The sequence below is a fragment of the Streptomyces sp. NPDC058864 genome (genome assembly GCF_042742985.1).
Classification (GTDB): Bacteria; Actinomycetota; Actinomycetes; order Streptomycetales; family Streptomycetaceae; genus Actinacidiphila.
The window spans coordinates 176,065-187,921 of record NZ_JBHYMQ010000005.1 but is presented as its reverse complement, the minus strand read 5'-3'; the positions used below and the strand labels follow the sequence as shown (position 1 = coordinate 187,921).

Here is an 11,857-nt window from a genome sequence, read left to right as displayed (position 1 = left end):
CGGAGATCGCCAAGCGCGTGCAGGGGTGGTGAATCGTCAACTCCCCTGCCGCGCGGGGCTTTCGGTGACGTACGGGACGGGTGGCGCCGAAGGGGGCGGTCAGGCGGGCGGGGCGGCGAAGGGGGCGGTCAGGCGGGCGGGGCGGCGAGCGACTGCGACTGCCCGGCCCGGTGCAGGGCCCGGGCGACGAATCCGTCCGCCTTCAGCTCCTCGACGACCTCCCGGAGGAAGGCGACGGACTCCGGCTGCCTGGTCACCGTCGTGCCCACGGCCTGCCGGATCTGCATGAACGCGCCCTCGACGAGCCGGAGACCGGGGTGCCGTGCGACGTACTCGGCCATCGGCTGCCCGATCCCGGCCGCGACCTCCAGGCCCTCCGCGCGGAAGACGTCCACGCCCTCGTCCCCGCGGACGACGGCCGCGTGACGCAGCGTGCGCGACAGGTAGAGGTCGTAGGCGGAGCCGCGCTTCACACCGATCCTGACACCCGCGCGGTCCACCTCGTCCGGCGTGCTGAGGCCCGAGTCGCGGGGCACGGCGAACACGCCCTCGATGAGCACGTACGGCGCGGTGAAGGCCACCTCCGCCTCGCGGGCGGGCTCGACGGCCAGGAAGCAGATGTCGGCCCGGCCCGACGCCATGGCCTCGAACGACTTGCGCGCCGCGTCGAAGCACACCAGCTCCACCGGCACTTCCAGCCGGGCGCCCACCTCGCGTGCGATGTCGACGGTGACACCGCCGGGCGACCGTTCGGTGCCCTGCGCCAGCACCGGGTTGCCCAGGTTGATCGACGCCCGCAGGACGCCCGTCGGCGCCAGGTCCCTCACGACGGCAGCAGTCACGGTCCTCACGGTGCGGAGTGTAGGCCCGTCCCCGGCGGCGGCCCGTCAGGCCCCCGCATCCGGGCGTTCCGGTTCCGGCCGGTCGCGTCGTCAACAGGGTGACGGGGGCGTTGTCAGTGGCCTCGCCTAGTGTTCCGGTCACTTGATCACGGCGTTGCAGGGAGGCACGCATGGGGTGGGTCTCGGTGGGCGACTACGAAGTCGCCCTCGACGAAGGGAAGGTCGTGTGCCGCAACGCGGCGGGCCGCCGGCTGAAGTCGGTGCCCGCCAAGCTGGCGGACGACCCGGCGGTCACGGGGCTTCGGCAGCTCACCGAGTGGCTGGAACGGCACGAACGCCAGTGCCTGGCCGACGTCGAGCGCTGGATGGTGCGTTCGCTGCCCGTGCCCCTCGCCGTGATCGGCCGGGTGTGGCCCGACCCCGCCTGGCGGGCGGCCCTGCGCGACCTCGTCGTCACCGGGGAGGACGGACAGGCCGCCGGTTTTCTGCGGGACGCCGACACCGGGCGCGGCCTCGGCCTGGTCGACCTCGACGGCGACACCGTGCGCATCGCCCCGGACATGGTCCGCATCCCGCACCCCGTCCTCCTCGACGACCTGGAGGACCTGCGGGAGTTCGCCGTCGAACTGGGGGTGGAGCAGAAGGCGCAGCAGCTCTTCCGCGAGGTGTGGCAGCGACCCGCCGGACTCGACCCCGAAGGCACGCTCGTCGAGGAGTACGCGGGCGGCACCTTCAAGGAACTGCGCTTCCTGCACGGCCGCGCCACCTCCCTCGGCTACCGCGTGCGCGGCGGGCACTCCGTCTGCCCCGTGCTGGAGGACGGCCGCGCCGTCGAGGCACGCATCTGGATCGGCGACTACGACGGCTGGAGCGAGACCGAGACCGGGCCCCTGTCCTGGACCGACACCGCGGGGAAGGCCCTGACGCTCGGGCAGGTCGGTCCCGTGGCCTGGTCGGAGGGTATGCGCATGGCGGCCGCGCTCTACGCGGGACGCGACATCGAGGACGAGGAGCAGGCGGCATGACCACGTACGACCCCACCACCACGGCCGCGCTGCTCGACGCCGGCGCCGTCCTGCCGCCCGGCACCACGGCCCGCGAGGACGCCGACACGCTCACCGTCCGCACCTACACCCACCCCGTGCTGGACGACCGGCGCGTCGTCCGGCTCGTGCCCGGCACCCTCGGCGAGGCCGAGGACCTCGCCCTGGACTTCCTCGGCCTGACCCGTGAGGACGAGGCCCCCGAGGTCGGCCAGGTCCGCCGGGAGACCCTCGGGTTCCCCGCCTGGGCCCTGGTCAACGACCCGGCCAACGGCCACCACGCGCTCGCCCTCGTCAAGGACGTCGAACGGCTCGCCCGGATGGCCAAGTCCCGTGCCGGCGCCGCCAAGGACGGCTTCGACGCGCTCGCCGAACGCCTGGGCCGCGCCGTACCGCACTTCCTGCCCACCTTCCACGAGCAGGCCGCCCGCGTCTTCCTCCAGCACGAGAACACCACGTACGCCGCCGCCTTCTTCGGCAAGGCCCGCGCCGCCGAGCGCGTCCACGGCCTCGCCGTCGACGAGGACCGGCAGCGCGCCGTCTTCCTGGAGTTCGCCTTCGCCGGCGCGCTCACCGTCAAGGCCCTCAAGGAGCACGTCAAGGACCTGGCGCGGCGCCTGGACCCGGCCGAGGCCTGGCGGCAGTTCCGTCAGCTGACCGTGGAACGCTGTGCCGCCGGGATGCCCCCGTACGCCTCCCTGCCGCAGGACGCCAGGAGCCTGATCAAGGCGGCCGGCCTGAACCGGGTCACCGAGGAGTGCGCCCTCGTCGCCGACCTCGTCGCCTCGCCCGCCGTCGTCCGCGCGCCGGCCTCCTTCTGGACCGCCTACCGCGCCACCCTCGTCGTCCTCTCCGAGCGCGAACCGGCCGTCCGGGCAAGGCTCCTGGAGATCATGCCGGCCGGGCTCGGGCGCGACGCCGAAGGCGACGAGTTCTGGCTCGCCCTGCTCGTCGAGGCCGGCGCCGACACCCTGCTCACCGGCGAGGCGGGGGAGGCTTCGCGGGCCGTCGACGCGGCGGACTGGCTCAGCCGCTGGGCGAGCCACCGCAAGCACGGCTCCGGCGCCCCCGAACGCTCCGCGGCCACCCTCGACCTCGTCACCCGCATGGCGCCCCGGCTGCGGGCCGACGGCAGGCCCGTCGACCTCTTCACGGGCCGCTGGCACCACGGCGCCGAACTCGACCTGCTCGACCTGTGCGCCGCCGAGAGAGTGCCGCTGACCGTTCCCGCCGAGGACGTCACCGTCCACCTGCCGCTGCGCCGCTGGCTGGAGACCGCCGACCCCGCCCGCCGCGACCTCGTCGCCACCGGCGCCGACCCGCGCCTGCGCCGCCTGCTGTACAAGGCCGTCGGCAGCCTCGGCGAGGACCACGGACTGTCCGGCGTGCTGGCGCCCCTGGCCGCGCACCGTGTGCTCGGCGAGGTCCTGCGCGCATGGCTGGACGAGGCCGCCGGGCAGTTCACCCGTGCCGCCGGCCTGCCCGCCGCCCGCACCGCCATCCGCAGGCTGCGTCCCTTCCGCTCCGTCGCGGCCGAGGTCAACCCGCAGGCCGTGGCCCGCGTCGCCGGGCACGAACTCGCGCCGCTGCTCGGACGCACCCTCCGCGAGGGCATCCTCGACGAACTGGGCTGGCCCGCCCTCGACGAGGGCCTGCGCCTGCTCGACGCCGCGGTCACCAAGAAGAAGGGCCACGACCTGGCCGCCGCCGAGGCCTGGCCCGCACTGATCCTCAGCCGCGGGGACAAGGTCGTCGTCGTCGGGCCCGACAAGGTGCTGCTCGACCACGACCTGCGCATCCCCGTCGAACTCGACCGCTGGAGCCGCCCGCACTACCGCTGGGCCGACGGCGAACTGCTCGTCATGTGGCGGCAGGACGACAAGCAGCTCGGCTACTGGTCCGCACGGCCCTCCGAGGTGTTCACCCTCGGCGGTGAAGAGCTCCCGTACTGGTGGCACGGCCACGTCGCCGCCCCGTCGATCCCGCTGCCCGGCGGCGGACGCGCCACCGGCGGCCGCACCCTGCACGCCGGTGACACCGTGCTGCCGCCCGGCCGCCCCGTCCTCGGCGACGGCACCGCGCTCTGGCGCCAGGGCAAGCAGGGCGGTCAGGACGTGTGGTTGGAGTACGACCCGGCCACCGGCACCCACGGCCGTGCCTCACTGCCCGCCTTCCTCCGCTCCGGCATCCTCGACGGCACGCGGCTCCGGCAGGAGCACTGCGAGGTCCTGCCGCTGCAACCCGGGCTCGAACAGAGCCCCTTCGGTACCGACGGCACCGTCCTGGGGCGGTGGGTCCGCGTCGAGGGCGAGGGCGGCGAGTCCCGTGCCGTCGCCGGCACGCCCGACGGCCGCACCGTGACGTTCCGCTCCGGACAGCCGAAGTGGACCCACCGCGTTCCCCTGGGTGCTCTGCGGCTGCCCGGCGGGGCCGAGCCCGTGGCCACCCTCGCCGGACAGACGGTGTCGCTGTACGCGGCGGGCGACGTCACCTGCGACGACGAACTGGGCGGTGTGGCGCTCACCGAGCAGGGCGGCGAGTTCGCCGCCGGCACCCGCTACGTGCCGCCGCTCGCGTACTGGCACGCCCTGCGCCCCCGTGACGAGGGCGCCTCGGCGGTGCTGCGCGCCCTCACCGACGAGCAGGCCGCCGAGCTGATGCGCGTCACCGCCCACGCCCTGGCGGAACACCAGGCCGAGGTCAGCCGCACCGAGAAGTACACGGGCCCGTCCGCGGAGGCCGTCGCGCGGACCGCCGTCGCCGCCGCCCTGCCGGCCCTCACCGACGAGCGGCTGCTCATCGGCGTCACCGCCCTCGTCAGGGGCACGCTGCGGCACGCCGGGTCCGTCGCCTCCTTCGTCGACCCGTCCGCCGACAAGCCGCGGCAGGCACTGCGGCGCGCAGAGGACATGTTCGCCGACCACAAGCCCCTGCACGGCGACGACGGCACCCTGCGCTCCGCCCTGGACGGCATCGCCGCTCAGCGCGGCCACTGGTGGAGCGGCACCCCCCAGTGGAGCGCGCTGCAGCAGATCCGGGCGGTCAACCACGTCCTGTCCGGCAAGGAGGCCGACGGCAAGCCGCTGCCGGAGTCGGCCGCACTGGGTGCCGCGGGCGGCGGATGGCACAGCGACACGCACACCGTCCCCGGCATCGGCATGGTGTGGCCGTCCGTCCTGTCCGTACTGCGGCCGCTCGCCTTCCGGGCCGCGTCGCCCGCCCTCGCAACGGCCGCACGCGAGGCGCTCCTGCTGCTCTTCGAAGCGATCACCGAGGGCCCGCTGGCGGTGCCCGGGAGCGGCCTCCGCGAGATCGCGCTCGGTGAGAAGCACGGGAAGGAGCAGCGCGCCGGCCAGGTCCTGCGCAAGGACGGACGCACCGTCGTGATCCTCGGCTGCCAGAACATCGACAGCGATCGCGACCGCGTGCACTGGCTCGCCCTCGACCACGACCCCACCGGGGCGTTCGGCGCCGTCGCCCACTTCACCCTGGAGGACGAGACGGACCGCTCCCCGGTCTTCCCGGCCGAGCGGCTCGCCGCCGTCACCCGCCTCATCCGCGACAAGGGCCCCGCGCCCTGGCATGCCGACGCCCCCGCCGCGCTCGTCGCGGCCACCCGCGGCGGCCTGGGCCCCGTCCAGGCGACCCTCCTCCTGGCCGGGCGCCCGGAGGAGCCGGCCGCCGAGGCGCTGGCCCTCATGGAACTCAAGCCACGCCAGAAGGACTTCGGCGACGGCTTGCTGGAGTCGGTCGCCCACGACGACCGCGCCGCGCTCATCGGGTCCCTGCTCCCCGACGAGCCCGCCGACCTGTGGACCCATGGCCCCGACACGGCCGCCGCGGGCCGCCTCTGGGGCCAACGCCTCGGCTCCTTCGTGCGCCTGCCCGAGGACATCGCCGCCGAACTCGCCGGGGTGGCCCCCGCGTCCGCCGAGGCCGTGCTCAACCCCGCGCTGACGCCCTGGCTGAGCCGCACCACGGTGCAGCGCCCCGACAAGGACGGCGACCTCGTCCCCGCCGACCCCTCCGCCATCCCCGGACGGCACGACATCACCAGCTCCGTCGCCGCGCTCGCCGGACTCGCCTACGGGCTGCCGTACGGGCATCCGCTGCGCGCCGCCCTCCCCGGGGGTCTGGAGGCGCTGCGACGGAGGATCGCCGACCCGGGTCTGCTGGTCGACCTCGACATCGCCTGGACGGAGAAGGGCGGCCCCACCGCCGCCCAGATCCGCAAGGCGTACGGGCTGCCCGCCGCGGGCGGCGCCGGCGCCCACGGCCTGACCCACGTGGGAGAGGCGCTCGTGCTCCGCCCCTGGTACAGCGACACCGAGACGGTGCTCGTCCGCCCGGCCGGGCTGACCGGGGCCGATGACCCCGTCCTCGGCCTCGTCGAGGGGCTCGTCGGCGTCCACAGCGGCGGCGGCGTCCAGGCGCTGCGTGCCGTGCTCGGCGGCGAACTCGCCCGCGCCCTCGCGGCGGGCGGCGAAGCCGCAGCACCCGCCGGCCACGCCCAGGACCCCACGGTCTGCGTGCCCGCCCTCGTCACCGAGGTCGCCGAGGAACACGGCCTGGGCGAGGACGCCGCCGCCCTCTACCTCCAGCTGCTCGCCCTGCCCGACCCCACGGACCGCAACTGCGCCCGCTGGACGGGCTGGAAGCCCACCCGCATGAAGAAGGCCCGCGCCGAACTGGCCGCCACCGGCCTCGTCGTCGAGGCCAAGCGCCCCCGGGCCGGCCGCACCCTCTTCCTGCCCTGCGGCTGGCGCGACCTCAAGGCCCCCGCCCTCCCCTTGGAGACCTGGAAGGAAGGCCTCTACCCCGTGCGCGGCCACGCCCGGGTCGTGCCGCTGCTGCCCGTGCCCGAGCTGTTCGCCCGCGCCTGGGAACGCGTCCGCAGCGGCGACTCCCCCGCCTTCGAAGAACTCACCACCCGTGCCACCCGGAAGGGCCGCCGCCGATGACCACCACCGCCCCCGCCCCCGCCGCGCGGCAGATCACCCCGCCCGAGGACCGGTACGCCACCGAACTCGCCTTCCTCGCCGCCCACGACGCCGGCCCGCGACCGCCCGCCTGGCGGCTCACCCCGCGCGCCGTCGTCACCTTCGTGATGGGCAGCGACGGACAGGCCCTGCGCCTGCCCGACGACGCCGAGGTCCCCGAGGGCGTGCCGCGCCGTCTCGTCGTCGAGGGCAAGTTCGTCGGCGACCGCGCCCTGGTGGAGCGGTGCGTCGTCACCCTCGCCGGGGAACGCGGCCTGCTCCTCGTCGGCGAGCCCGGCACCGCCAAGTCGATGCTCTCCGAACTGCTGTCGGCAGCGATCTGCGGCACCAGCGGGCTCGTCGTCCAGGGCACCGCGGGTACCACCGAGGACCAGCTCAAGTACGGCTGGAACTACGCCCTGCTGCTCGCCCAGGGACCGAGCCGGCAGGCACTCGTCCCCTCACCCGTGCTCACCGCCATGACCCGCGGCGCCATCGCCCGTGTCGAGGAGGTGACCCGCTGCCTGCCCGAAGTGCAGGACTCCCTGGTCTCCCTGCTCTCCGAACGGCGCATCGCCGTCCCCGAACTCGCGGGCGGCGACGACGCCCTGGCGCATGCCGCGCCCGGCTTCAACCTGATCGCCACCGCCAACCTCCGCGACAAGGGCGTCTCCGAGATGTCCGCCGCCCTCAAGAGGCGCTTCAACTTCGAGACCGTCGGCCCGATCGGCGACCTCGACGCCGAGACGGCGCTCGTGCGCAGCCAGTCCCGCGCCGCCGTCGAACGGGCCGGCGCCCCGTACCAGGTCGACGACGCCGTCCTGGAGGCCCTCGTCACCGCCTTCCGCGACCTGCGCGAGGGCCGCTCCGCCGAGGGCTGGGAGGTCGAGCGTCCCTCCACGGTGATGAGCACCGCGGAGGCCGTCGCGGTCGCCGGCGCGCTCGCCCTGGCCGCCGCGTACTTCCCCGGCGACCGGGACGTGCTCGGACTGCTGCCCGGCCACCTCCTCGGCGTCGTGCGCAAGGACGACCCGGCCGACGCCGCCCGCCTGCTCGGCTACTGGGACGGCCCCGTACGGCGCCGCGCCGAGCACGGCTCCCCGACCTGGCGCACCCTGTGGGAACTGCGCGCCGTCCTGGAAGGCTGAGCCGTGTCCCTCACCCCGGACGAGGCCGCCGAGGTCCTCACCGACCCGTCGGCGCCCTACCTCGTCGGCGTACGGCACCACGCCCCGTCGCTGGCGGGCGCGCTGCCCGCCCTGCTCGACGGGGCCGAGCCCGACGTGCTGCTCGTCGAACTCCCCGGCGAGATGCAGGAGTGGCTGCCCTGGCTCGCCCACGAGGACACCCGGGCCCCCGTCGCCCTCGCCGCCGCACCCGGCGACGGGAGCGGCGGCCCCGCCTTCTACCCCTTCGCCGACTTCTCGCCCGAACTCGCCGCCGTCCGCTGGGCCGCACGGAGCGGCGTCCCCGTCGTCGCCTGCGACCTGCCGCTCGCCGACCGTGCCTGGCACACCGGACGCACCACGGCCACGGCGGCGGACTCCGGGCCCGGACTCCACGCCGCGCTGCGCGCCCGCGTCACCGGCCGCCCCGGAGACGACCTGTGGGACCGCCTCGTCGAGGCCACCGCCCCGGGCTCACCGCCCGAAGCCCTGCGCCGCGCCGCCCTCCTGACGGGCTGGGCGCTGCGCCAGGACGCCGCCGGGGGCGCCGGCGTCCCCGGGCTCGACCTGCGCCGGGAGCGCTGGATGCGGGCCCGCATCGCCGAGGCCACCGCGGACGGCCGCCGCGCCGCGGTCGTCGTCGGCGCCTTCCACGCGCCGGCCCTGGTCCCGGCCGGCCTGTGGCCGGAGGGCACCGCCCCCGGCGAAGGCCCGGACACACCGCCCGCACCTGAGGGCGGCGCGCCCTGGACGACCTCCCTGATCCCCTACGCGTACCCGCTGCTGGACGAGCGCTCCGGCTATCCGGCGGGCATCCGCGACCCCGAGTGGCAGCACCTGGTGCTGGAGGCGGCCGGCGACCCCGCCGCCCTCGACGAGGTGCTCACCCGCGCCGCCGTCCGCATCTGCGCCGAACTGCGCGCCCAAGGCCACCCGTCGGGCCCCGCCGACGCGCGCGAGATCAGCCGGCTCGCCGGTGACCTCGCCCGGCTCCGAGGGCTGCCGGCGGCCGGCCGGGGAGAGCTCGTCGAAGCGGTGCAGACGGTGCTGACCCAGGGGGAGCCGTACGGGCGCGGACGGGCCGTGGCGCGGGCCATGGAACGCGTGCTGGTCGGCACCCGCGGCGGCCGCCCCGCGCCCGGCGCGCCGCGCAGCGGACTCGCCCCCGCCGTCGAGGCGGAACTGGCCGCGCTGGGCCTGCCCGTCCCCGGCCCGGACGCCGCCGCCCCGACCGAGACCCGGGACCTGCGCCTGGATCCGCTCCGCTCCGACCTCGACCGCCGACGCGAACTCCTGCTGCGCAGACTGACGGTGTGCGCAGTGCCGTACGCCGAGCCCAAGGACGTCACGGCAGCGGCCGGCACCGAGGGCCTCACCACCCGCTGGGAGGTCCGCTGGACACCCGCCACCGCGGCCATGCTCACCGCCGCCGGGATCCGCGGCGTCACAGCCGCCCAGGCCGCAGAGGGCGTGCTGCGCGAACGCCGCCGCCAGGAGACGGACGAAGGCGGCCCCACCGCGGCGCAGACCCTCGCCGGACTGGCCCGGGCCGCGGAGTGCGGGCTGCCCGCACTCGCCGGGGAACGCCTCGCCGAGACCGGCGACGTGCTCCCCGCCTCCGGCACCCTTCCCGAACTCCTCGCGGGACTCGCCCTGCTGGACCGCGTCCGGGCCGGGCACATCGCCGGGCTCGGCGCCGACGGGGCCCGCGCCGCCCGCGCCACCGCCGTCGCCGGCCTGCTGACCGCGGCGGCGGTCCGCCAAGTGGACGGCCTCACCGGATCCGAGGACCCCGCCGACGCGCACGCGCTGCTCGAACTCGCCCACCGCGCCGACCTCCTGGGCGGGGTACGGCTCACCGACGCCCTCGCGCGGCTCGCCGCGGACGGCTCCCCGCTGATGCGCGGCGCGGCGGGCGCCGTCCGCGTCCTCCTCGGCCACGAGGCGGCCGAGACCCTCGGCGCCCGCGTCGCCTCCTGGGTCGACGCGGCGGGCGACCCCGACTCCCGCGCGGCCCTCACCGCCCGGCTGACCGGACTGCTGACCGCGGCCGGCCCGCTGCTGGAGGCGGCCGTCCCCGCGCTGGAACCCCTGCTCGACCGCGTCCGCGACCTGCCCGACCAGGCATTCCTGTCCCGGCTCCCGGCCCTGCGCGGCGGTTTCGACACCCTCAGCCCGGCCGCCCGCGACCGTCTGCTGGCCGCCGTCGAGGAACGCCTGGACGCCGACGGCATCGCCGACACCGCGGGCGTCGACCCCGTCGCGCTCGCCACCTGGACCCGCGCCGACCTCGCCGCCCGCGCGGCCCTGGACCGACTCGGCCTGCGCTCGCCCCGCACGGTGGGGGCACCCTCACGGGCCGCCCAGGCGGTCGTCCGCGAGAGCGGACGCGCGGGTGCAGTGGTTGATGGAGTCGCGGGCCCGGCCGCGGACGCGGCCACCCGCGAGGGCGGGACCGCAGGCGCGACGCCCAACGGTGTTGCGGGCCCGACCGGCCCGGCGGCGACGGCTTTCCGGGCCGGGGCCGGTGACCCGGCGGCGCCGGGCGTACCGGACGGGACCACCACTTCCAATGCGGCCGTTGCGGCCGTTCGCGGCGAGGGTACGCACGCGGGGCCGGCCACGTCCGTCGGCAGTGCCTCGGGTACCGCGCCCGAGCGGGCCGCCGAAGCGGCGTCGCCGGGCACGCGGCGGCCCGCCACCGTCTCCGGTGGACCGGGCGGGGCCCCCGCCGTGGCGGCCCGCACCCTCGCGCCCGCCGACCGGTGGCGCCTCGTACTGGGCCGTCGCGGCGACCGGTTGCCGCCGTCGGCCGCCGCCCTGGCCACCGCACTGGACGAGCTGTACGGCAACGGCCGGGGCGAGGGCAGCCGCGGCGACCTCGGCGGGCACGGCACGGCCGGCGGCGACCGCGGTGGCCGCGAGGCGCCCTACCCCGGGGTGCGCGAATGGTCCGAGGAACTGGCAGCGCTGTTCGGTCCCGGCATCCGCGAGGAGGTGCTGGCGGCCGCCGCCGCATCCGGCCGCAAGGACGCGGTCGCCGAACTCGACCCCGACAGCGTGCGCCCTTCCGTCGACCTTCTGCGCACCGTCCTGCGGCACGCGGGCGGGCTGCCGGAGGCCCGGCTGGCCGCACTGCGCCCGCTCGTACGGCGCCTGGTCGAGGCCCTCACCCGCCGGCTCGCCACGCGGCTGCGTCCCGCGCTGCACGGCACCGTCCTCCCGCGGCCCAGCCGGCGCCCCGGCGGCGGCCTGGACCTGGCCCGTACGCTGCGCGCCAACCTGGCCACCGCGCGCCGCGGTCCCGACGGGACCGTCCAGGTGATCCCGGAGCGGCCGGTGTTCCGCGCCCGGGCCCGACGCGCCGCCGACTGGCGGCTGATCCTGGTGACCGACGTGTCGGGGTCCATGGAGGCCTCCACGATCTGGGCCGCGCTCACCGCCTCCGTCCTGGCCGGGGTGCCCACCCTCTCCACCCACTTCCTGGCGTTCTCCACCGAGGTCATCGACCTCACCGACCACGTGGCGGACCCGCTCTCCCTCCTCCTGGAGGTGAGCGTCGGTGGCGGCACCCACATCGCCGCCGGGCTGCGGCACGCCCGTGAACTGGTGACCGTGCCCTCGCGCACCCTCGTCGTGGTCGTCAGCGACTTCGAGGAGGGGTATCCGCTCGGCGGCCTCCTGGCCGAGGTGCGCGCCCTCGTCGGGGCCGGCTGCCACGTGCTGGGCTGCGCCAGCCTCGACGACGCCGGGCGCCCCCGCTACTCCACCGGCGTCGCCGGGCAGCTCGTCGCCGCGGGCATGCCGGTCGCCGCCCTCAGCCCTCT

5 protein-coding genes are annotated in these 11,857 nt (G+C 76.4%); 4 read left to right on the top strand and 1 reads right to left on the bottom strand.

Going from position 1 to position 11,857, the window contains the following annotated elements:
- Positions 1-128: 128 nt before the first annotated feature.
- Complete coding sequence (locus ACFW3D_RS06460) at positions 129-851, bottom strand: transporter substrate-binding domain-containing protein (protein WP_500502034.1); 723 nt, start codon at positions 849-851, stop codon at positions 129-131.
- Positions 852-1,012: 161 nt separating this feature from the next.
- Here ACFW3D_RS06460 and ACFW3D_RS06455 point away from each other — a divergent pair, with 161 nt between their 5' ends.
- The 4 genes from ACFW3D_RS06455 to ACFW3D_RS06440 all read left to right on the top strand — a co-directional run.
- Complete coding sequence (locus tag ACFW3D_RS06455) at positions 1,013-1,867, top strand: DUF4132 domain-containing protein (RefSeq protein ID WP_500502031.1); 855 nt, start codon at positions 1,013-1,015, stop codon at positions 1,865-1,867.
- Entirely contained in the window at positions 1,864-6,846 is a 4,983-nt protein-coding gene (locus ACFW3D_RS06450; RefSeq protein WP_500502029.1) for a hypothetical protein, read from the top strand. The genes ACFW3D_RS06455 and ACFW3D_RS06450 overlap by 4 nt, the downstream gene beginning before the upstream one ends.
- Positions 6,843-8,012: an ATP-binding protein gene (locus tag ACFW3D_RS06445; RefSeq protein WP_500502027.1), complete on the top strand. Its 1,170-nt coding sequence runs from the start codon at positions 6,843-6,845 to the stop codon at positions 8,010-8,012. The genes ACFW3D_RS06450 and ACFW3D_RS06445 overlap by 4 nt, the downstream gene beginning before the upstream one ends.
- A 3-nt stretch (positions 8,013-8,015) precedes the next feature.
- A partial coding sequence (locus ACFW3D_RS06440; RefSeq protein WP_500502024.1) for a DUF5682 family protein occupies positions 8,016-11,857 on the top strand: 3,842 nt, incomplete at its 3' end.

What these genes read in the sequence shown, in the direction of transcription:
- ACFW3D_RS06455 (WP_500502031.1), top strand. Translation starts at nt 1,013, where the DNA reads ATGGGGTGGGTCTCGGTGGGCGACTACGAAGTCGCCCTCGACGAAGGG.
- ACFW3D_RS06450 (WP_500502029.1), top strand. Translation starts at nt 1,864, where the DNA reads ATGACCACGTACGACCCCACCACCACGGCCGCGCTGCTCGACGCCGGC.
- ACFW3D_RS06445 (WP_500502027.1), top strand. Translation starts at nt 6,843, where the DNA reads ATGACCACCACCGCCCCCGCCCCCGCCGCGCGGCAGATCACCCCGCCC.